The sequence below is a fragment of the Polynucleobacter sp. UB-Piko-W3 genome, from assembly GCF_018881635.1.
In the GTDB taxonomy this organism is placed as follows: domain Bacteria; phylum Pseudomonadota; class Gammaproteobacteria; order Burkholderiales; family Burkholderiaceae; genus Polynucleobacter.
The window spans coordinates 1,201,114-1,223,449 of the sequence record NZ_JACVPY010000002.1; the positions used below are offsets into that span (position 1 = coordinate 1,201,114).

The 22,336-nt window shown below is 46.0% G+C and carries 21 protein-coding genes and 1 pseudogene; 3 read left to right on the forward strand and 19 right to left on the reverse strand.

The annotated features are described in order from the left end of the window. Positions 1–106: 106 nt before the first annotated feature. From trmD to rpsP, 3 genes are all read right to left on the reverse strand, one after another. Entirely contained in the window at positions 107–853 is a 747-nt protein-coding gene (gene trmD, locus ICN31_RS06460; RefSeq protein ID WP_216259730.1) for a tRNA (guanosine(37)-N1)-methyltransferase TrmD, read from the reverse strand. A gap of 34 nt (positions 854–887) precedes the next feature. After that, positions 888–1,451, reverse strand: coding sequence for a ribosome maturation factor RimM (rimM, locus tag ICN31_RS06465; protein ID WP_216259732.1), 564 nt, complete (start codon positions 1,449–1,451; stop codon positions 888–890). A gap of 90 nt (positions 1,452–1,541) precedes the next feature. Next, entirely contained in the window at positions 1,542–1,787 is a 246-nt protein-coding gene (gene rpsP, locus ICN31_RS06470) for a 30S ribosomal protein S16 (protein WP_088524866.1), read from the reverse strand. A gap of 191 nt (positions 1,788–1,978) precedes the next feature. On the opposite strand from rpsP, the gene ICN31_RS06475 reads away from it, so the two are divergent. Beyond that, the gene (locus ICN31_RS06475) at positions 1,979–2,521 is read left to right on the forward strand and encodes an META domain-containing protein (RefSeq protein ID WP_216861401.1); all 543 of its coding nucleotides are present in this window, start codon (positions 1,979–1,981) and stop codon (positions 2,519–2,521) included. A gap of 23 nt (positions 2,522–2,544) precedes the next feature. Then, the gene (locus ICN31_RS06480) at positions 2,545–2,991 is read left to right on the forward strand and encodes a hypothetical protein (protein ID WP_216259734.1); all 447 of its coding nucleotides are present in this window, start codon (positions 2,545–2,547) and stop codon (positions 2,989–2,991) included. Positions 2,992–2,993: 2 nt separating this feature from the next. On the opposite strand, the gene ICN31_RS06485 is transcribed toward ICN31_RS06480, so the two are convergent. The 5 genes from ICN31_RS06485 to ICN31_RS06505 all read right to left on the reverse strand — a co-directional run bounded on the left by ICN31_RS06485 (position 2,994) and on the right by ICN31_RS06505 (position 9,197). Beyond that, entirely contained in the window at positions 2,994–4,781 is a 1,788-nt protein-coding gene (locus ICN31_RS06485) for an acyl-CoA dehydrogenase (protein ID WP_216259736.1), read from the reverse strand. Positions 4,782–4,821: 40 nt separating this feature from the next. Then, complete coding sequence (locus ICN31_RS06490; protein WP_216259738.1) at positions 4,822–5,757, reverse strand: electron transfer flavoprotein subunit alpha/FixB family protein; 936 nt, start codon at positions 5,755–5,757, stop codon at positions 4,822–4,824. Further along, positions 5,758–6,507 (reverse strand): electron transfer flavoprotein subunit beta/FixA family protein, encoded by a 750-nt coding sequence (locus ICN31_RS06495; protein WP_216259740.1) that lies wholly within the window; start codon positions 6,505–6,507, stop codon positions 5,758–5,760. A gap of 76 nt (positions 6,508–6,583) precedes the next feature. Next, complete coding sequence (locus tag ICN31_RS06500) at positions 6,584–8,236, reverse strand: acyl-CoA synthetase (protein ID WP_216260810.1); 1,653 nt, start codon at positions 8,234–8,236, stop codon at positions 6,584–6,586. Positions 8,237–8,276: 40 nt separating this feature from the next. Further along, positions 8,277–9,197, reverse strand: coding sequence for a histone deacetylase family protein (locus ICN31_RS06505; RefSeq protein ID WP_088524871.1), 921 nt, complete (start codon positions 9,195–9,197; stop codon positions 8,277–8,279). Positions 9,198–9,247: 50 nt separating this feature from the next. Between ICN31_RS06505 and ICN31_RS06510 the strand changes: the two genes are divergently transcribed. Then, entirely contained in the window at positions 9,248–10,534 is a 1,287-nt protein-coding gene (locus ICN31_RS06510; RefSeq protein WP_370624274.1) for a lytic transglycosylase domain-containing protein, read from the forward strand. 9 nt (positions 10,535–10,543) lie between these two features. On the opposite strand, the gene cysM is transcribed toward ICN31_RS06510, so the two are convergent. The 11 genes and pseudogenes from cysM to ICN31_RS06565 all read right to left on the reverse strand — a co-directional run. Continuing rightward, positions 10,544–11,455, reverse strand: a complete 912-nt coding sequence (cysM, locus tag ICN31_RS06515) for a cysteine synthase CysM (protein WP_216259742.1) — start codon at positions 11,453–11,455, stop codon at positions 10,544–10,546. Positions 11,456–11,496: 41 nt separating this feature from the next. After that, entirely contained in the window at positions 11,497–11,925 is a 429-nt protein-coding gene (locus ICN31_RS06520) for a helix-hairpin-helix domain-containing protein (RefSeq protein ID WP_088524873.1), read from the reverse strand. Between the two features lie 131 nt (positions 11,926–12,056). After that, positions 12,057–12,785, reverse strand: coding sequence for an alpha/beta hydrolase (locus tag ICN31_RS06525; protein ID WP_216259744.1), 729 nt, complete (start codon positions 12,783–12,785; stop codon positions 12,057–12,059). Positions 12,786–12,792: 7 nt separating this feature from the next. Next, complete coding sequence (locus tag ICN31_RS06530; RefSeq protein WP_216259745.1) at positions 12,793–13,578, reverse strand: hypothetical protein; 786 nt, start codon at positions 13,576–13,578, stop codon at positions 12,793–12,795. After that, on the reverse strand, positions 13,578–14,015 hold the full coding sequence (locus ICN31_RS06535; RefSeq protein ID WP_216259747.1) for a hypothetical protein: 438 nt from the start codon (positions 14,013–14,015) through the stop codon (positions 13,578–13,580). Before ICN31_RS06535 ends, ICN31_RS06530 begins: the two co-directional genes overlap by 1 nt. A 44-nt stretch (positions 14,016–14,059) precedes the next feature. After that, positions 14,060–17,212, reverse strand: coding sequence for a CHAT domain-containing tetratricopeptide repeat protein (locus ICN31_RS06540; protein WP_216259749.1), 3,153 nt, complete (start codon positions 17,210–17,212; stop codon positions 14,060–14,062). 113 nt (positions 17,213–17,325) lie between these two features. After that, positions 17,326–18,345 (reverse strand): ADP-glyceromanno-heptose 6-epimerase, encoded by a 1,020-nt coding sequence (gene rfaD / locus ICN31_RS06545; RefSeq protein ID WP_216259751.1) that lies wholly within the window; start codon positions 18,343–18,345, stop codon positions 17,326–17,328. Further along, positions 18,342–19,271, reverse strand: coding sequence for a D-glycero-beta-D-manno-heptose-7-phosphate kinase (gene rfaE1, locus ICN31_RS06550; protein ID WP_216259754.1), 930 nt, complete (start codon positions 19,269–19,271; stop codon positions 18,342–18,344). The genes rfaD and rfaE1 overlap by 4 nt, the downstream gene beginning before the upstream one ends. Positions 19,272–19,291: 20 nt before the next feature. Further along, positions 19,292–20,656: a UDP-glucose/GDP-mannose dehydrogenase family protein gene (locus ICN31_RS06555; protein ID WP_216259756.1), complete on the reverse strand. Its 1,365-nt coding sequence runs from the start codon at positions 20,654–20,656 to the stop codon at positions 19,292–19,294. A gap of 17 nt (positions 20,657–20,673) precedes the next feature. Beyond that, the gene (gene lapB / locus ICN31_RS06560; protein ID WP_216259758.1) at positions 20,674–21,885 is read right to left on the reverse strand and encodes a lipopolysaccharide assembly protein LapB; all 1,212 of its coding nucleotides are present in this window, start codon (positions 21,883–21,885) and stop codon (positions 20,674–20,676) included. A 66-nt stretch (positions 21,886–21,951) separates the two neighbouring features. Next, positions 21,952–22,290: pseudogene (locus ICN31_RS06565) on the reverse strand (integration host factor subunit beta); the annotation flags it as partial. Positions 22,291–22,336 lie beyond the last annotated feature (46 nt).

A 22,336-nucleotide genomic window follows, 5' to 3' on the forward strand; every position in this document is an offset into this window, starting at 1 on the left:
TCTTGTTAACGTTTAATCCCGAGATTTAAATCAACGGACTTAACAGAGGATGCAGTTAAAACAATTTCACTAAACCAAAAATCAAACCGCTTATTCACAACTCAATTTATAGAGAGCGAAGAAATTGTTCATCTTCTCGGGTTAGCAACCCATTAGCTCTGGCCGATTCAATTAAATCTGGCCGGAGCCTGAACGTCAGCTCTAAAGACTTCTGCCGACGCCAATCCGCTATTTTAGCGTGATGTCCGCCCAAAAGCACGTCTGGCACCGATAAATTTTCATAAATCTCGGGTCTGGTGTAGTGGGGATAGTCCAAAAGACCGTTCATAAAGCTATCCTGAGTGGCAGATTCGCCATCCCCAAGAGCACCTGGAATGAGCCTAATCACCGCATCCATCATCGCCATTGCAGGAATTTCACCTCCAGAAAGCACAAAATCACCGATAGAGAGCTGCAAATCGACGTTTCGATCAATAAAACGTTGGTCGACTGCCTCATAGCGACCACAAATAAAGCTCAAATTGCCCAAATTCAGGATATCGGCTGCCATTTTCTGAGAAAACCGCTCGCCTTGGGGTGCCAATAAACAAATTGGGCCTGTTTTGATATTGGCGGCCTGATGGGCCGCTTTAATACCGGCGACGGTATCTTCCAGGGGCTTGGCCATCATGACCATTCCTGGACCGCCGCCATAGGCGCGATCGTCTACCGTCTTACGGGGATCAGTACAAAAATCTCTGGGATTCCACAGATGAACGCTAGCTAGTGATTGCTCACATGCGCGACCAGTTACACCCCACTGCGTCAGAGCAGAGAACATTTCTGGAAATAAAGTCACAACATCAAAGCGCATATCTATATTCGTCGGTTTATTTTTTATTCGTTCATCACCAATCTCTCTGCCAATCGAGAGTAATTTTTTTATTATCTAAGTCTACGTTTTGCACTACTTCTTTTACGAATGGAACTAATTGTTTAATGGCCTTGCTTGACGCATCACCAATGGCGATCACACCATGAGCACCGTTCTCAGTAACATCGATGACCTCACCAAGTACCTCGTTTTGCAAATTAACTGCACTGCAACCAATCAGGTCAACCCAATAATAAGAATCACTATCTGCTTTTGGAAATGCATCGCGTGCTACCAATATTCTGGCGCCTTTCAATGCAAGCGCTTGATCGCGATCACTGATACCCTCTAGTGCCATGACGACATTACCGCTGTGCATCTTAGCGCTCTTGACTTTGTATTGCGTGAGGGAGGCTTGCTCTACAGACACAGAAACACCTGCATCTCGTCGAGGGATTAGAGATAACCAAACAGCTTTAGAAGATAGAAGCGCTACAGGCTCTGATGAGTGAGGTCTAACCTTCACTTGACCCTGCAATCCTTGGGCCTCAGAAACGGCACCAAGCTCAATCAAATCATTTAAGGAAGGTGTACTCATTTGAAAGACACCTTATTTTCCCAAAATAAAACTACTCAAATCCTGCCGCCAAAAACTCCACCGCAAAGATGAAGTCTTTAGCAAAGTGATTTAAACAGCAGGATTGTTTTTGATCAGACGAACAACGGTTGGAGAGATTTGCGCGCCAACACCAGTCCAGTAGGTCAAGCGATCCTGGGCAATACGCATTGCTTGCTCAGTTGCAACTGCTTGTGGATTGAAATAACCAATGCGCTCGATAAAGTTCGAGTCACGACGGTTGCGCTTATCAGTAGCAACGATGCTGTAAAAAGGGCGCTTCTTAGAACCGCCGCGTGCCAGTCGAATGACGACCATACTTATTCCTTAAAAAATCTAAAATGAAAAAATCTGGGACTCCGGCCCACCAAAGCAACGTAAGGTAGAGCGGAAAACCTCATATTCTAGACGAAAACCCCTACTCCTTCCACCTATTTCAGCGTCTAAGCCAGTAGAATAGAATCATCCAGAGAATAAAAAATACATATAAAACAATAACTTAGATAAATATGCCCACAAAAATCGCATCCCAAGCCTCAAGAAAGGGCCTCTTTAGAGGCTTCTCAAATAGCCTAATTGTGGTGTTTTCATCTTTGGGCATTGTTCTTTTGACTGGGTGCGCCAATGTCATTCCGACCTGCAATGCGAAAACTAGCCCTCCTAGCAGCGAACTACGTAATACCAAGTGGGAGCTCACTCGCTGGAATTTAGCCCCCAATAGTAGTGGTGAGGTGCGCACCCGCCAAATTCCACAAGGTGAAGCCAGTAATCCTATTCACATCATTTTTGACGCCAATGGCCAGCGCATCAGCGGCTCAACTGGCTGCAATCGCTTTACTGCACAGTTAGATGAAGATGCTCGTGGCTTTACCATCACTAAAATTGTGAGCACCAAAATGGCCTGTACGCCACAACGTAATGAATTAGAAAATGACTTTCTGTATGAGCTCAACGACTATCGCAGTATCGTTCGTAATGGCGATCAATTGCTGATGATTGGAGCCGATCGAGAAGTCTTAAGCTTTACTCAGCGCCCCACAACAAATAAGTAAGTCAATCAAAAGATAAAAGATTAATGAAAAACTCCAAACTGATTTTTTGCGCTCTCGGATTTTTTTTCCCAGGCAGTGGACTCAACTGCTTTTACTTGCAAGGCATCAAATCTTTTTGGGCTTGGGCGCAATTATTTGCTCTGATTGGCGGTATTGCTGGCTGGACTATCCTAAAGAACGCCAACTTTCATTCTGCACCTGGATGGATGCTGATCACCTTTGGATTTATTGCTATAGAAGCCAGCTGGTTAACAACGATTGCCTTTGGTCTTCGCCCTGATGAGAAATGGGATGCGCAATTTAATCCCGGCATCGAAGAGCACCGTCGTACTCGCTCTGGCTGGCCAGTGATTCTGACGGTGATCTTCTCACTCGTATTGGGTGCTGCTGTCATGATGACTTTTTTGGCCATCTCTTTTGAGCAATTCTTCATCTCCCAACTTCACGAAGCCAAAAAGCTATCGCAATAACTTCAGAACTGCTCTACCTCTAATGCATTTGTTGAGTGACCGCTTTCAATAATTGAAGTTGCTAGGGCGCTAGCTTGCGGCAATAAATTCTCAGCAAAGAAACGTGCCGTAGCAATCTTAGCACCATAAAAAGTAGGGTCACTCTCACGCAAACGCTCAGCAGCTAAGAGGCTGCGAGCCATTTGCCAAGCACCGAACACTAAACCGGATAGCCTCAAATACGCAAAGCTACCGGCATAGACTGCTTTAGTTTCGCTCTTTGCATTTGCCAAAATATAAGCAAGCGCCTCTTCAAATGCAGCACGTCCTTTCGTCAACTGCTTGAGCACTGCTTGAGCATCTACTGAACTACTCGCTAGTAACTGTTTTTCTGTTTCAGTCATTTTTTGTAAAAGTACTCTCGCAGTGGCGCCACCATCACGTACTGTTTTTCTCCCAAGCAAATCATTTGCCTGAATGGCGGTAGTACCTTCATAGATGGTCAAGATACGAGCATCACGATAGTGTTGGGCCGCACCCGTCTCCTCGATAAAGCCCATACCGCCATGCACCTGGATGCCTAAGCTGGCGACCTCGATTGACATCTCTGTTGAGAAACCTTTCACAATTGGTACTAAGAATTCATAAACGGCTTGACTTGATTTGCGCTCAGTCTCATCAGGTGATGCATGTTGGGCATCATTAGCAGCAGCAGCGTAATAAGCTAATGCGCGAGAAGCTTCAGTGTAGGCGCGCATGGTCATGAGCATACGCTTGACATCTGGTTGATGAATAATCGCCACAGGCCCAGCAGAGCCATCTAAATCTCGACTTTGCACACGATCTTTAGCGTATTGCACCGCCTTTTGATAAGCACGCTCAGCCACTGCAATGCCCTGCATACCCACTGCAAAGCGAGCAGCATTCATCATCACGAACATGTATTCAAGGCCGCGATTTTCTTCGCCAACTAGATAGCCGATTGCACCACCATGATCGCCGAACTGCAACACTGCAGTTGGGCTGGCTTTGATGCCAAGCTTATGCTCAATCGATACGCAGTGAACATCGTTACGATCACCTAAAGAGCCGTCAGTTTTCGCTAAGAATTTAGGAACTACAAATAATGAAATTCCTTTAACTCCCTCTGGGGCATCTGGTGTTCTTGCCAGCACCAAATGGATAATATTCTTGGCCATATCGTGCTCACCATAGGTGATATAAATCTTGGTACCAAATATTTTGTAGGTGCCATCACCTTCAGGTACAGCTTTAGAGCGGACCATCGATAAATCAGAACCTGCTTGTGGTTCAGTTAAGCACATCGAGCCAGTCCACTCACCGGAGATCATATGCGGGACATATTGCGCTTGAATCTCTGGGCTAGCCGCCGTTAATAAAGCCTCAATCGCACCATCGGTCAGCATGGGACATAAAGCAAATGACAAGCTGGCTGAGTGAACCATTTCAAAACATGCAGCAGCAATTAACTTTGGCAAGGCTTGGCCACCAAACTCAGCTGGATGCACTACGCCCTGCCAACCAGCAGCAGCGAATTGTTCAAAGGCTTCTTTAAATCCAGGGGTAGTAGTAACTACACCATCTTTCCAGGAGCTTGGGTTTTGATCACCAGGCCAATTGAGTGGTGCAACAACATCTTGATTGAACTTGGCAGACTCTTCCAAAATCGCTGGCGCCAAATCGACATCAACCCCTGCTTGTGCATAAGAGGGATAAGCAACCACATCGGCTAGCCCAGCTAACTCATTCATGACAAACAACATGTCTTTTACTGGGGCTACGTATGGCATTGCTGCTCCTATTGAATTAAATCAAATAATGCAATCACACTTAGCTCAGTGCTTTAGTTAATTCTGGCACTGCCGTATTGAGATCGGCAACTAAACCGTAATCAGCAACACCAAAGATAGGAGCTTCTGGATCTTTATTAATCGCAACAATCACCTTGGAGTCCTTCATACCTGCTAAGTGCTGAATAGCCCCAGAAATACCAATCGCGATATAGAGCTCTGGAGCAACAATCTTGCCGGTTTGGCCAACTTGATAATCATTAGGAACATAACCCGCATCCACTGCAGCACGCGAAGCGCCTAAAGCAGCGCCTAGCTTGTCAGCTAATGGGGCGATGAGCTCCTGGTACTTATCACCAGAACCTAAACCGCGACCACCAGAAACAATGATCTTGGCAGCAGTCAGCTCTGGACGATCAGACTTCGTTAGCTGACGGCCCACAAAGGATGATGAGGATTTACTTTCTATAGCAGCTTGTTTTTCAATCGCTGCCGAGCCACCAGTAGCAGCCACAGGATCAAAACCGGTAGTGCGAACTGTGATGACTTTGATTGAATCGCTAGTTTGTACAGTAGCAATCGCATTACCCGCATAAATTGGGCGCTCAAAAGTATCGCTACTCACAACCTTGGTGATATCAGATAGCTGGGCAACATCCAACTTAGCAGCGACACGTGGCAACACATTCTTACCGTTAGCAGTTGCGGGAGCCAAAATATGACTGTACTGATTTGCAATTGACAGAATCTGTGCGGCTAAAGGCTCAGCCAATTGATCAGCTAGACTAGCAGCGTCGACCTGAATCACTTTACGGACACCTACTATTTGAGCAGCAGACTGTGCAACCACATCAGACTGGTTACCAGCAACCAATACATCTACTTCAGGAGAGCATTGCAATGCAGCTGCTACAGTATTTAAGGTAGCTGCTTTTAAAGATTGATTATCGTGTTCAGCGATCACTAGAGTAGCCATTTAAATCACCTTCGCTTCATTTTTGAGTTTGTCTACCAAGGCTGCTACATCAGCTACCATGACACCAGCACTACGTTTAGGCGGATCCTCAACCTTCAGGGTTTTAAGGCGCGGGACAATATCCACACCCAAATGCTCAGGCTTCACAATATCAATGGTCTTTTTCTTGGCCTTCATGATATTAGGCAGAGTGACATAACGTGGCTCATTCAAACGCAAGTCAGTAGTAATCACTGCCGGCAAACTCAAGGCAATAGTTTCTAGACCACCATCGACTTCGCGCGTCACAGTTACCTTACCGTCGGCTACTACCACCTTGGATGCAAAAGTTGCTTGTGGGATATCCAATAGACTGGCCAGCATTTGACCTGTTTGATTACTGTCATCATCAATCGCTTGCTTGCCAAGGATGATGATTTGAGCAGATTCTTTTTCAGAGAGCGCTTTCAGAATCTTAGCAACTGCGAGTGGCTGCAAGTCAGCATCAGACTCCACTAAGATGGCACGATCAGCGCCAATCGCCAAAGCAGTTCGCAATGTTTCCTGGCACTGCGTCACACCTGCACTAACCACGACAACTTCAGTTGCAATGCCTGCTTCTTTTAAACGTACCGCCTCTTCAACAGCAATTTCATCAAAGGGGTTCATGCTCATCTTGACGTTGGCCAGATCTACACCAGAACCATCAGATTTCACTCGAATTTTGACGTTGTAATCAACGACTCGTTTTACTGCCACTAAGATCTTCATTTGGAATTCTCAATATTGATAAAAATTTGCAAATATCTGCATAACTACTTATTTTATCCGCCCCAAGCCCGAAGAACTAGACATCAATAGCGGTGGCAGAGCCAGCTTGCTTGCGCAGTTCAAATTTCTGGATTTTTCCGGTTGAGGTCTTGGGTAGCTCCCCAAATACAATCGCCTTAGGTACCTTAAATCCAGCTAAATGTTGCTTACAGTGGGCAATGATCTCCGCTGGACTTACCTGAACTCCAGACTTAATTTCTAGGAAAGCGCAGGGGGTCTCGCCCCACTTTGGATCAGGTTTAGCAACCACTGCCGCGGCCATCACCGCAGGGTGACGGTACAAAACATCCTCCACCTCAATAGAAGAAATATTTTCCCCGCCAGAGATGATGATGTCCTTGCTGCGGTCTTTAATCTTGACGTAGCCATCTGGGTTCATCACCGCTAAGTCACCCGAATGAAACCAGCCGCCCTCAAAAGCTTCTTGAGTGGCTTTCTGATTCTTCAGATAACCCTTCATGGTGATATTCCCTTTGAACATAATTTCCCCCATCGTTTCACCATCAGCGGGAACTGGTTGCATCGTTTCTGGATTGAGCACATCAATTGCTTGTTGCAGGTGATAGCGCATGCCTTGTCGCGCATTCAAGCGAGCGCGCTCGCCGATATCCAAATCATCCCACTCATCTTGTCTCACGCAAATTGCGGCCGGGCCATAAGTCTCAGTCAAACCATATACATGGGTTAAATCAAAGCCCAGCTTTTCCATCCCTTCAATGATCGAAGCTGGCGGTGCAGCCCCGGCGATGAGTCCCTTGACACCTGAAGGCACGCCTACCTTGAGGTCGTCTGGAGCATTAACCAACAGGTTATGAACAATCGGTGCAGCGCAGTAATGGGTGACTCCATGCTCCTTAATCGCAGCAAAAATATGGGGTGCATCCACACGCCGCATACAAATATTAACGCCCGCACGCGCTGCAATAGTCCAAGGAAAGCACCAACCATTGCAATGGAACATTGGCAGGGTCCACAAATACACCGGATGCCGATTGATATCCCAGTCCAAAATATTCGATACTGCATTCATTGCTGCGCCACGATGGTGGTAGACAACACCTTTAGGATTACCGGTGGTACCCGAGGTATAGTTCAAGCAAATAGCTTGCCACTCATCTGCAGGAACCTGCCAAGCGAACTTTGGGTCCCCTTGCGCTAATAATTGTTCGTAAGTGAGTTTTCCTAAACTCTCACCCGTGATATCAAATTCTTTTTCTTCGACATCGATGACCAAAATATCCCGGCCACTTTCTTTTTGCGCGATCTCCAGTGCTTTTTTCATCACTGCTGAAAATTCTGGATCAACGATCACGACTTTGGCTTCGCCGTGATTGAGCATGAAAGCAATTGATTCTGGATCTAAGCGAGTATTCAAAGCATTCAGCACAGCCCCCGCCATCGGAATACCAAAATGCGCTTCCACCATCGGTGGTGTATTAGGCAGCATCACTGCAACCGTATCCCCTAGGCCAATGCCATGCTTTTGCAAAGCACTGGCCAGACGACGGCAACGCTCATCCGTTTGCTGCCAAGTTTGCCGTAACTTTCCATGAATGATGGCAGTCTTATTAGGATAAATAGCTGCTGAACGCTCTAAAAATAGCAGTGGGGTAATCGGGGTAAAGTTCGCTGAATTACGATCCAAACCTTGTTCATAAATATTTGCCATCATGTACTTTCAATAACGGTTTTTACTCGATTAGAGCAACTTAAATATCTGCTAAGGCCTTGACGTGAGCTACAACACTGCGTCCTAAAGCAGAGAGGTTGTAACCCCCCTCTAAGCAGCTGACTATGCGACCCTGTGCATAATCTTTCGCAATTTCCTTGAGGCGCTGAGTGATCCAAACATAATCATCCTCCACCAAACCCATTTGACCTAAGTCATCCTCACGATGCGCATCAAATCCTGCAGAAATAATAATCAGCTCTGGCTCAAAGTTACGTAAAGCCGGCAGCCAGCGCTCTTGCACAATCGAGCGCACCACATCACCTCGAGTGGATGCAGGCAAAGGCACATTGACCATATTATCCGAGGCATCTAGTCCACTATATGGGTAGAAAGGATGCTGGAAAAAGCTACACATCATCACGCTGGGATCATTAAAGAATGCTGCCTCAGTACCATTGCCATGATGTACATCAAAATCAATAATAGCGACACGCTTAATGCCATACGCTTCCTGAGCATAGCGGGCTGCAACTGCAACGTTATCGAATAGACAAAAACCCATAGAACGGGTTGGCTCGGCATGATGGCCAGGTGGCCTGACAGCACAAAATACGTTATCAACCTCACCCTTCATCACCGCATCAACACCCGCTATTGCAGCGCCTGCTGCACGCAATGATGCCCTATAGGTATGAGGGTTCATAATAGTGTCACCATCTAGCATGAAGTAACCGCTCTCTGGAGCGCGGTCTCTGACAAATGCAACGTGGTCAGGGCTGTGCACTAATTCCAATTGATCTTCAGTTGCTAGGGGGGCGTCTAAATGATGAAGGAAGCGATCTACGCCACTGCGGATCAATTGATCATTGATCGCCTGAATTCGTTCAGGGCACTCTGGATGATGACTTCCCATCTCATGTTTCAGAAAGTCTGGATGAGTTATGTATCCTGTTGTCATTACTCTAAATCCTTCATAGCAAAACTCTTATTTTTATAATCTTGGCAAACGTGTTTATTTCTCAACAATCCGTCCCATCGCGCATGTATCTTCGCATCTCCTACTTAGTTCTAGTCTTACTTCTAGCTGCCTGCGCCAGCGCGCCAACGCCACCCACAAAGCCAGACCAACCCATCGTAAACCAAGCTGAAGATATCGCTATAGAAGCGCGAGTCAGTCAAAACCTCAATGAATTACTCAGCCAAGTTTCCCAAACCCAAGAAATCCCCCTGCAAAGCCTAGAATCTGGCTTTTTAGATGCTAAAACGATTCCTTCAATACGCAAATTGGTATTACCCCCATCGGGCACTTTCAAGAAAAATTGGCTTGCCTACCGCAAGCGTTTTATTGAACCCGTCCGACTAAAGGCTGGAAAAGCCTTTTGGGAAGAAAATCAAGCATTTTTGAGCCAAGTTGAGCAGGATTCTGGGGTTCCCGTTGAGATCATTGTTGCCATTATTGGTATTGAGACCATCTATGGACGCCAGACGGGTAATTTCCGAGTAAAAGATGTCTTATCTACCCTAGCCTTTAGCTACCCCGAGACGCCCAATAAAGTTGCCCGTGAGCAACTATTTAAAGATCAGCTCAAAGAACTCATCCTCTTATGCTGGACTGAAGCTGGCGGCAAGTTGCCAGCCAAGAACAGCATGCAAGATGTCAATAGCCCTCGCTTTAATGCTTGCTTAAACCAGAATAGCTCTTATGCAGGCGCAATTGGTTTACCGCAATTCATGCCTAGTAGCATTCGCAGCTTTGCAATGGATGGTGATGGCGATGGAAGAATCGATTTAAAGCAAAGTCCAAAAGATGCCATAGCTAGTGTTGGTAACTTCATGAAAAACCATGGCTGGCAGCCTGGCATGCCCATTTCATTTCCTGTGCAAATTGATGGCATAACAGCCGCTAAAGAATTAGCCGATGGACAGCCACAGCTAAAACACACAGTTCAAGAACTCATTGATAAAGGGATCTTGACCAAACAACAAGGTGACCTGCAAAGTGGTGGCGTTGAGTCCAGCAGCAAAGCATTTATTGTGGATCTGCCCTACCCAGATAAAGATGGCTCAGACCAAGTCCAATACTTTGTAGGCTTGAATAACTTTTTGACGATCGTGCAATACAACCGAAGCTACTTTTATGCACAAAGTGTTGCCGAGTTTGCAGAAGCTTTAGGATATAAGAATCAAAGCGTAGTGCCGGTAGAAAATACTGGTAAAGCAGGGGGCAGTAAGAGTGTCAGTGAAAAATCTAAGCAAAAGAAATCTAGCGCTAAGAAGAAGTCTAAAACGAATTAAGCTGGTGAGTTAGGCCGGAAACACCCCAGTAGATAAATAGCGGTCGCCGCGGTCACAAACGATAAAGACGATCGTGGCATTTTCAACCTGACGTGCAATACGCAAGGCAACAACTAAGGCACCGCCAGCAGATATGCCGCAGAAGATACCTTCCTCTGCTGCCATGCGGCGCGCCATCTCCTCAGCATCTGCTTGTGTAATGTATTCAATACGATCGACTTTATCGCCTTGATAAATCTTCGGCAAATACTCTGGAGCCCATTTACGGATTCCCGGAATTTGTGAGCCCTGCTCAGGCTGCGCTCCAATAATCTGAATCTCAGGATTCATGGACTTGAGATAGGTTGAGACACCAGTAATCGTTCCGGTAGTGCCCATTGCTGAAATAAAGTGGGTAATTTGCCCATCGGTATCTCGCCAAATCTCTGGCCCAGTAGTTTCAATATGTGCTCGTGGATTATCCGGATTTGCAAACTGATCCAGTAATCTACCGCGACCTTCTCGCTGTAGTTGGAGCGCATAGTCCCGTGCAAACTCCATGCCACCAGAAGCAGCAGTCAAAATGAGTTGAGCTCCATAGGCAGCCATACTTTGGCGGCGCTCAATACTTTGATTTTCTGGCATTACCAATACCATCTTGTAGCCCAACATAGCAGCCGTCATAGCCAATGCAATGCCAGTATTACCACTTGTTGCTTCAATGAGGGTATCACCAGGTTTAATTTCTCCGCGCTCTTGTGCGCGCATGATCATCGACAGCGCAGGTCGGTCTTTCACCGACCCGGCTGGATTATTGCCTTCTAGCTTACCTAAAATCACATTATTGCGGGTCGAGTTCTCGAGACCCGGAATCCGTTGCAATTGAACTATAGGTGTGTTGCCTACGGTTTGTGAAATTGTCAGGTAAGAAGGTTTACTCATAAAGCCATTTTAGCCGCAAGCAAACCTACACGCGAAAGGGCTTAATTTCTGCGACCTGCTCCCGAACGCTCCGGCTGATGGCGAATACCAGTTTGAGTACGAGAATTGCGTCTACTAGAGGCGCCGCCCTCTTTTTTAGTCCTGCCATTAGGTTCCCGAAAGGAACTGGGTGCCTCAATGGTGAGGCCGTTATCTACCATCTTTTCTACGGATTTCATGCCAATGCCTCGGACCCGTTTCTGTAAATCATTGGCATCTTGAAAATGACCGCCATCCAAGCGCTCGGCAATAATGGTTTTTGCCTTAGAAGGCCCAATCCCTTTAATACTCTCTAACTCAGATTGAGTAGCGGTATTGACATTGATGGGGGATGCTATAGCAACGCCAAGTGCAGAAACTGCCAGTGTTACAGCAAGCGCAGCAGATCTTACAAAACCAGTTACAACACCAATATTTAAGTTTCGACTCATACATTCTCCAGTATTAAATAAAAAATCCACGGACACAAAGTGCGCGTGGATCGTTTACAACGAATGGAAGTGGATACTGTTGACGAAATTACGTGGGATACAAACTAATCAGCAAGCTCTGATAGGGCGCTCTATTTCTGATTCAAAATGAATTGCGCAGCACGCTTTATAAATTCTGGCTCAGTTTGATTAAAGCCGTGATAGGCAAAGGACGCACAAACATCACCTTCGCTGATGCCGCCTTCAATAATTTCTAATTTAGAAATGTAGTTTTTAGGCCGATCTTCAATAATTCTTGAACTTGCTACTACTGGGGTGCCAGCACAATCATCATGCTGATGATGTATGCCTAAAACTGGAATAGTCACGTCATTACTGAGACTTGCTGAATTGATAGTTCCAGCAACAATGATCCCAGCAACTTGCTTCCCTGATGGGTCTAATTCATTTGCATAATAAGTGGCAGTTGAGGACCCCATACTATGCCCAAAGATCCAAATGGGAAGATTCAATTTGACCTTATAAAAGTTGACAACCTCATTTACCCTGCTGAGATGCTCTTTACGACCTCGCAAATTACCTCTTCTCAGATCTCCTAGGTCATAAGGACTATCAACCAAGACAGCACCTATTCCATATTGCGCCCATAGATCAAGTGAACGCACGAAGGTATGTCTACTTTTAATAGTGCCATTATCAAAAATGACAGGCATGCCGCCGCCCCCAGGAAATAATAAAACTAGGGCTTTGGGATTTTGTACTCCAACAAAAAGGGTGCGTGTAGGGGTATCCTGTTGATGTGGAACATCAAATACCTGCCCCTGAACGCTAAGGGTTACTTGACATAGACATAATGCCAATAAAAATCTAGTTACCAATGATTCCCTTAAGGCCTGTGTAGATTGATACAGCAGTGGTTCCTAATGCAACTACTGTGCCACCATAGTCTTGAAGGCTCTTCATAAGCCCATGCATCCCTTGAATAGAGACACCACCTGCAGATTGAGTTGATGTTACTTTAATCAGCATATTCATAATGCCGGCGTGACGACGTCTTTGTTTGCTTGCATAAGCAACTCCACCAAGTAGCATTCCCGTTAAGAAACTAAAGGCGATGCTAGCGGAGTACTCTAAAACTTCTCTCCATTCAAATAGGTTCTGGGGCCAAACAGGTGAATGATCAACCAAGCTCGTAATCCAACTCATACCAATTACTGAACTAATAGCCAAAAAGACTACGCCAACAAACCAAGGGAAAAGCTTGTACGCATGACCCTCAAATAAGAAATAAGCAAATGGTAGTGGAAGAGCCATGGAGATGATTCTTAGATAAATCATCTTGGTGTCATAAACAATCGCAATTAACCAATGTGCTAATAGAAGCAACAGTAATGGCAAGATCAAATAAAGGGCAATATCTTTTACCCAGGCGAACATAGATCTACTAGCAAGCTGCTGATTTTGTTCTTCCAACAAGCACTCAAGCTCAGCAATCCTAAGCTCATTCACTTCTTGACTGGGGATTGCAGCCAACTGGTCTTCTAGGCTAGCAATCTTGGCGATCATCGGTTTAAAAAGATAAAGATCACGACTGCAAGTCTTACAGACGTGAGCCTCTTCTGAAACCTCAGATAGGCAATATGGACAATTCATTATTTATTCACTACCAAATTCAATACTGAGTTCGTTTCACGACCCTCAGAATCTTTCACCGTTACACGGATCGTATGGGTTCCTGGAGGAACATCCGCCTTTGCAAAATCAATGCCATTGGCAGAGATAGCACTCTTTAAACGAGGGGTTAAATCTACAAAAGGTGATTTCATATAAACCACTTTGACAGAGCTTGGATCAATCTTGGCATCGCCGCGTGGCTCAAAGTTCACCTTGAAATCAAATGGAGAAGCTACCGGCGTATCGGCTTCTGGTGAGGCTAACTTAATCCCTGGCCCACGAGAAATGCCGCGGGTTGCAAGAGCGCCAGCTGCCGGTGGCAAAGCTGCTTCTTTTGCACTAATCAAAGCAGCAGCAATAGACCACTGGGAAGAGGCAAGCAGTGATGCGGCAAGCAATATATGACTCAATTTCATAGAAACCTCAAATAATTAAAAATGTTAAACAAGTAGATCTTAAATCAATCCCCCACCACTACAAAGGGGGCCCAGAACAAGGGGTGGGCATAGGCGTATTTCATATTCGCGCCTTCTTTCATGCCACCTTGATCAATTTGGGTAAGCATTGCTTGTCTCAGAAGCTCAGCCTTGCTAGTGCCTTGGGCCTTTTGCTGATTCTTAAAGAGATCAGTCATCAAGGTTCTAGAGGCCACTGAGTCTACTGGCCAGTTAGAGACCAAGAGTGCTTTAGCACCAGCAAAGAAGAAGGCTCTACCAAGACCTGAGACTGCTTCAGAGCCAGCACCCTCACCTGCCGCTGTATTACAAGCAGAGAGTACGACCCAGTCAGCATCGAGCTTTAAAGTGAGGACCTTATCCATTGTCAGAAGGCCATCATCTTTGTCGCCTGTGACATCAGGAGACGATAGCGCTAGCGCTGGTTGCGTTAAGCCATTGAGTTCGCCTGGCACTAAACCATGGGTAGCAAACATTACTACCTTGCGATTAGATAAGTCTGTCGCCATCACTTGCTTTACGGAAGCTTGTTTATGCAAGAAGATATCGCCATCACCTGCTCCAATCGCTTTACCAATCTCTTCTAACTCAAGACTGGTATCTGGTAGGCGTGGCAAGAGTGCCAACTCAGCAGAGCTCACACCGGAAGTTTTAGGGGCGCTGCGTAAAGACAATGGGATGCCGCGTGTTGCCAACTGCGTTGACTTCGCTTGCTTATCAGCTTGCTGCTCTTGTTGGGCACTAAAGTAAGGATCGCCAAAGCCAATGAAGTTCTTGCGATTAGGATTGCCCGCTGGCAAGGAGCGCAGTGCAGTCAAAGCTGTAACTGAAGGTACTTGAGCAACAGCAATATCTCTTGTTAACCAAGGAACGGTCTTGTATCCAATAAACGGTGTTGCACCACCTTTGGCAGGCTGCGCTGTTGGCTTGGTCACCAACAGGGATAAGGGCAACTGACCCAACTCAGCATGGGGCACCGTCAGCATCACTTTTTTACCAGCAAACGCACTTTGCACGGGAGCGAGCACTTGTTGATAGAGTTGATTGGCAAGCACTACATCAAAGGCTGGTATCTCATCAATGGTAGCTACGCCAGGATCGAGCGCTTTGCGTAACTGCGCAACATCTTTAGCCATTTTTGCCCGACCAATTGAGAGCTGTGCAAATTGTGCAGGCTTATCTTTAGTAATGGCCCAAACATAACCCACGTTATCGCCAAAATACCAAGAGATCAACACTTCATCAGGTTTAAGCGCTTTTTGAGTACGCTCTACTGAAGCAGGCTTAGGTTCAACCAACTCAGCATAGTCTGGGAACTTTTTCTCAATCTCTTTTTTAAGATCATCACGTTGTGATTTAAAGGCGGTGATGTCAGTGCGGATTTTGGCTTGCGCAGCAGGAAGCTGCTGTGCGGGTGGAGCCGATAACAATCCAGTTAATAACTCTGTCAAAGTATTGATACGCTGCTGTAAATCTTGCTCACGACGCGCTAATCCGGCAAGCTGAGGATCAGAAATGTTAGCCCGTGCTGCACTAGATGTTAAAGCGCGTTGCACTCCACTTCCGCGGGCAAGATCTGCAACTTGGAAAGCTTCAGCTGCTGCCGCTCCTGAAGAATCTGTTTTAGCTTGTTGCGCAAGAGAAGCGAGATACTCTTCCAAGACAAAGGTCATGCGCTGAGTTTGACGGATACTTTGAGTGTTGTTTTCAGCATCGTTACGGGATTGATCAATCAGGATAGGTACGGATATTTTGAACTCAGACAAGGCTTGAGAAGACCGACCAGAAGCTTGAAGAGCCGATGCATTAAATGCTGTCAACATAGCTAAGCGAGTAGATCCCTTCTCCATCCGAGGACCATTCTTAGCCAGCATCTCTCCAGTCATGGTTGCCGCTTGAGCTGCCTTACCTGTTTTAACGAGCGCAAGAGCCCAATCTAAGTCTTGGGCAGGAAAACGTGCAGCAATATCTGGGTCAGCTTTAACGTTCTCTACCATCTCAGCGAATACTTTCTCCGCCTGAGTGTATTTGCCATCGGCAACCAAGGAAGTAGCCAAGGTCTTGCGTGCATAAGCAATAGAGGTAGACGCAGGATAGCTAGTGGATTGTTGTGCGACCTTCAATGCTGCATTGCCTAGTAATACTGCCTCCGCATTACGCCCTTGCTCAGCAACTACCCTAGTTAGAGTGAGCAACATCTGTGCAGTCTTTCCAGAGTTAGGCCCAAACTGGTTTATAGCCAACATAGTAGCTTCTCGAGACCAATACTCAGCATCAACCAATCTTCTTTGCCCCAAATAAGCCTTAGCCATATCTGCCATCAAATAAGCACGTTGAGCATAAAAATTTCGTGCAGCTGTAGTAGAGTCCTGGGAAATTCGCACTTCATTATCTAAAGCGTCTCTCCCTCGATCCTTAATTCCATCTAAGATCTGTAGATTGAGATATAAGGATCTACGAATACTACGTTCAGCCTCTATAAACTTACCTTCAGCCAAAAAATAACGGCCACGAGTTGACTCAAGAGTGTTCTCCCAATTCATTCGATGGAGGTAATTGGGATTACGAGCGATACTAATGATGGCGCTGTAATCATTTTCTAATGCAGCAAGGCCCGATTTAGCGCACTCAAAATCTCCAAGGCCAAGGCAATAACTGACTATCTGCCTGTTAAATGAAAGAGCCCAGCCACGTAAGTTTTGAGGAACAGTCGATAAACCCTGTTCAGAAATTTTCTTTGCAGCAATTAAATGGCCTTGCGCAGACTCATATCCTGCATATTGAAACATCTCGTCAATACGAAGATCTACTTTAACACTAGGAAAATCAACTGCAGCCTTCTTGATATTTTCTAATGCCCCTCTAGTATTCTCAAGAGCGTCCTCTGCTGCTGCTCTTCTATAGTAATAATGATTCAAAACCTCTGTATCACTAGTAGTCGGCACTGGTAAAGCTAAAATCTTAGTCGCTTTTTCTATAATTGATTTGTCGGCGCGTGCCTGACTAAGGACCAACAAAATATCCTTCACGTCTCTTGGTGGCGCTTTAATATTTTCTACATCAGCTTCTTCTTTAGTCGGCGCTGCAAATGATTGGGCTGAAAAGAGTGCCACGCTGCAGCACAGCATGAATGTGGCAATAATTGAGTACTTACGCATAGGATTCCCCTAGAATTTATAAGGATATATTAGCTCAAAACTCGCTTGGGGGAGCTTGATAAAAGCCCTCGCTAACCCTGCAAATTAGCACCTAAAAACGATGCTTTTATAGCCTAAAGGGGATTAGCCAAGAATCCTGAATTAGCCTCTAACCACTCAATATAGCGGCCTACACCCTGCTCAACATCGAGGAAAGGCTCTGTATAGCCTGCAGCACGAAGTTTGGTGAGGTCTGCTTGAGTGAAGCACTGGTATTTACCTCTGAGTGCATCTGGAAATGGAATGTACTCAATCGCTTTTTCTTTTACTAATTCTTGTAGAGTTGCTGGCTTTGCTTTATCCAACTTGCGCATAGCATTGGCTACGGCATGCGCAACATCATTAAATGGTTGTGCGCGTCCGCTACCTAAATTAAAGATGCCGTTGATTTCTGGGTGATCTAAGAAGAATAGATTTACTTTTACAACGTCTTCAACGGATACAAAGTCACGACTTTGCTCACCTGGGCCATAGCCACCATACTCACCAAACAGTTTGACATGGCCATTAGCCTTGTACTGGTGATATTGATGAAATGCTACCGATGCCATACGGCCTTTATGTGATTCACGTGGGCCATACACATTGAAGTAGCGGAAACCAACTACCTGTGCAGTATTTGCTTTTTCTGCAAAGCGCTTACGCATGACTTGGTCAAATAAGAACTTAGAGTAGCCATAAATATTGAGCGGCTTCTCATGCTCACGACTCTCCACGAATGTATCTGAGCCACCGTAAGTGGCTGCAGAAGATGCATAGAGCAGTTGCACTTTTTGGGCTGTGCAGATATCAAGCAAGTCCATGGTGTAGCGATAGTTATTCGCCATCATGAAAATACCATCCGTCTCCATGGTGTCAGAGCACGCACCCTCATGAAAGACTGCTTTGACCTTACCAAAACGACCACTTCTAAAGGCCTCTAGAAATTCCTCTTTATCAAGATAGTCAATGATTTCTAGATCAGCGAGGTTGCGATATTTGTCTGCAGGGCGAAGATCATCAACAGCGATGATATTTTTCTCGCCACGCGCATTGAGTGCTTGCACAATATTTGCGCCGATAAAACCAGCAGCGCCAGTTACGATAATAGTCACTGTAGTTCCTCTGAAGTAACAGTTGCGGTTCCAAGCTTGCCGACCACAATGCCGCCAGCACGATTTGCCAAGGCCATCGCTTTTTCTAAGGGCCACTTAGCAGCTAAGGCAACCGCTAAAGTTGCAATCACAGTATCGCCAGCGCCAGAAACATCAAACACCTCACGTGCCTGCGCCTTGACATGACTGACACCCGCTTCGGTATACAAACTCATACCCTCTTCTGATCGGGTGAGAAGTAGCGCCTGTAAATCTAATGACTTTCTGAGGGCTTGTGCTTTATTGGTGAGATCCTCTTCATTGGTCCACTTGCCAACGACCTGACGCAATTCACTTCGATTTGGCGTTAAAACAGTAGCACCGCGATACTTTTCATAATCTTCGCCCTTAGGATCGACCAAGATGACCTTGTTTTGCGCTCTAGCCTGTTCAATCATATGAGCCACCTGACCTAAGGCGCCTTTGCCGTAATCAGACAAAATCACGACATCAGCACTGCCTACCAATTTTTCAAAACGCTCTAACTTATGGGCGAGTGCTTTTTCACTTGGGTTCTCTTCAAAGTCGAGACGAATTAACTGTTGCTGACGGGCAATAACCCGCAACTTCACAATCGTTGGTGCATTTGCGTCAATTTCTAGTTGGCTATCAACGCCACCTGACTTGAGTAACTCCACTACACGCTTGCCAGGCTCATCATTACCAACTATACCCAGAATGGTTGTTTGAGCACCCAGCGCTGCTACGTTACGAGCAACGTTGGCTGCGCCTCCCAAGCGCTCATCAATCTTACCAACTTGCACTACTGGCACAGGCGCTTCAGGAGAAATCCGATTGGTATCGCCAAACCAGTAGCGATCGAGCATGACATCACCAACCACTAGTAGGCGAGTTTTAGAAAATTGGTCTCGGTTGGCTTTTTCCATAGGATAATTTCTGCAATGACTTAATTATGTCGTCCAATACCATAGTACTCAATACCTAATTCCTTCATGGCACTTGGCTCATAGAGATTACGGCCATCAAAAATGATGGGGTGAGTCAATTTTTGCATGACCTGTTCAAAGTCTGGGCTGTGGAAGGCCTTCCACTCAGTGACAATGACTAGCGCGTCGCAAGCATCTAGGGCTGCCATTGGGCTGTCGACCATAGAGACTCTCTTGAGGCCATCTGGATTACCCTTGAAGTCGGACTCTAGACAATGTTTTGCTTCTGGCATCGCCACTGGATCATGGGCAACAACCGAAGCACCGCGTTTTACTAATTCTTGAATGATCACGCGACTTGGAGCCTCACGCATATCATCGGTATTGGGCTTAAAAGCCAGACCCCAAAGCGCAAACTTCATACCTTTAAGATCATTACCGAAGCGTTTTTCGATCTTTTCAACCAAGATATATTTCTGGAGTTCGTTCACCGCCTCTACAGCATCCAGAATCTTTAAATCTCTACCATGCTCCCTAGCAGTTTTAGAAAGGGCTGATACATCCTTTGGAAAACAAGAACCGCCGTAACCGGTTCCTGAATATAAAAATCCAAAGCCAATGCGTGAGTCAGAACCAATTCCTTGGCGTACCGATTCAATGTCAGCACCTACTAAATCTGCCAAGTTTGATAACTCATTCATAAAAGAGATACGGGTAGCTAACATGGCGTTCGCAGCATACTTCGTCAGCTCTGCGCTCTTCACATCCATGTAATAAGTACGTTCATGGTGGCGGTTAAATGGGGCATAGAGCTTACGCATTTGCTCCTTAGCACGCAGGCCTGCTGGAGTATTTTCAGTACCAATCACAATCCGGTCTGGGCGCATAAAGTCTTCTACTGCTGCGCCTTCCTTTAAAAACTCTGGGTTAGAAACTACTGAACACAAGTCAGCTGGCTGACCTCTTTTTTCTAATTCTTCTTTGATGGCGGCAGATACTTTATCTGCAGTACCTACTGGCACAGTAGATTTATCAACAATTACCTTAGGGGAAGTTGCATGACGACCAATATTACGTGCTGCAGCAACTACATATTGCAGATCAGCAGAACCATCTTCATCGGGAGGCGTACCTACGGCAATAAATTGAATATCGCCATGAGCAACTGATGCAGCAATATCAGTGGAAAACTGCAATCTTCCAGCCGCACGATTGCGCTCAATCATCTCTTTTAGGCCGGGCTCATAAATCGGAACGCCGCCAGAATTGAGAATCTCAATTTTTTTGGGGTCCAAGTCCAGGCAAAAAATATTATTACCTTGCTCAGCAAGGCAAGCGCCAGTAACCAAGCCTACGTAACCGCTACCGATGATGGTGACTTTCAACTGATCTCCGTTCTTCTTTACATTGAAGGGCCGCTAGGCGCAACGCCCTCGGCCCGTCTTGGGGAGTATGCCTCCCAATGATTACAACCAGGACACTGCCAATAGAATCGACGTGCCCTAAAACCACAATTGCCACAAGTATATCTAGCCAAGCTGGTAGTACGCTGACGCAAAATATTTAAAATTGACTGTAGCTCAATCATCCTGTCCGGATGTGCGCCATTCGCCTCAATCGCTAAACGTGTTTCAGCCAGTTTTGACAAAGCACTTAAACTGGGGGAGTGCTGAATAACATCAGACAACATCACATTCGCCGCTTGAGGTCCCCGAATGTTCATCAGGTGCTTGTGGGTGATATCCAAAAGCTCACCTGATGCTTGCGTTTTTAATAGCCCACACAAACGATCTAGACCCTCGTCAGTTTTTCCTAGTTCAGTATGCGCTAACATCCAGCGATCAGCCAATAAATGCATATAAGCTGGATGCGAGTTAACAATAATGCTCCATGCCTCAATAGCTTGGGCTGGACGCTCTGTCGCCATAAAATAATCGCCTTGCAAAATCACCGCACGCGCATGATTCGGAACAGCGTTTAAGGCCCGTTGAATCGACTCTTCAGCATCAACCAGATCTTTGCGACGCAAAGCCTCTTGACCTAACTCACAATGAAATTGAGCGATTTCAGTTTGATGAGATTTGCCTTGTAATGTAGCGAGCTCATGCGCGGAGATAATGGCTTTTTGCCAATCTCGCTCAACCTGATACATCTCTAGCAAACTCTCTTTTGCTGGAACTGCAAACTTACCCTCGCCTACACGATTTAGTGAGGCTTCAGCGCGATCCAATAGGCCGGCACGCAGAAAGTCACGACCTAACTCATAAGCAGCACGATCGCGATCGCGTGGTTTTAAATCATCACGATTGGCTAGGTGTTGGTGAACCTTAATGGCGCGCTCAGTTTCACCACGACGACGGAACAAATTACCCAATGAAAAATGTAACTCAATCGTCTCTGGATCTAATTGCGCAATTTTGACGAGCGTCTCAATTGCCTGATCAGGCTGCTCATTTAATAAAAGACTCAAGCCTTTAAAGGTTGAGCGCTGCTGACGTATGAGATCCAGCTCATCCATTCGATTTTCAAGACGAAGATCCCAGCGCGATGCCAGCCAGCCAATCCCAAACATGACCGGAAGAAGCAATAGCCAAGATGTCGCAAGCTGAATCATGGCGTACAGAAATTAAATAAAAAAATGGTCCTGATGGACCACTGAGGATTAGCCTGAATATTAGGCACCGGAACCCTCTTTAGGGCCCGCCTGTTTCAATGGCTTGTAATCTACTCGTTCACGCAACTCTTTACCAGGTTTGAAATGTGGAACGCGTTTTTCTGGAATTAAGACCTTATCACCAGACTTGGGATTGCGACCGGTACGTGCCGGACGATGATGCAGCACAAAACTGCCAACGCCGCGCAACTCAATACGCTTACCCTCAGCCAAAGCATGAGTCATCGTATCTAACAAAGTTTTTACTGCAAGCTCCACATCCCTAGGCAAAAGCTGCGGAAATTGTTCCGCGAGGCTCTCCACGAGTTCGGAGCGAGTAATGGCTTGTTGCTCTTGATCTGTCATGATCTATCAAAAAAATCGCCACTCCCCCTAAGGAAAGCGGCGATAT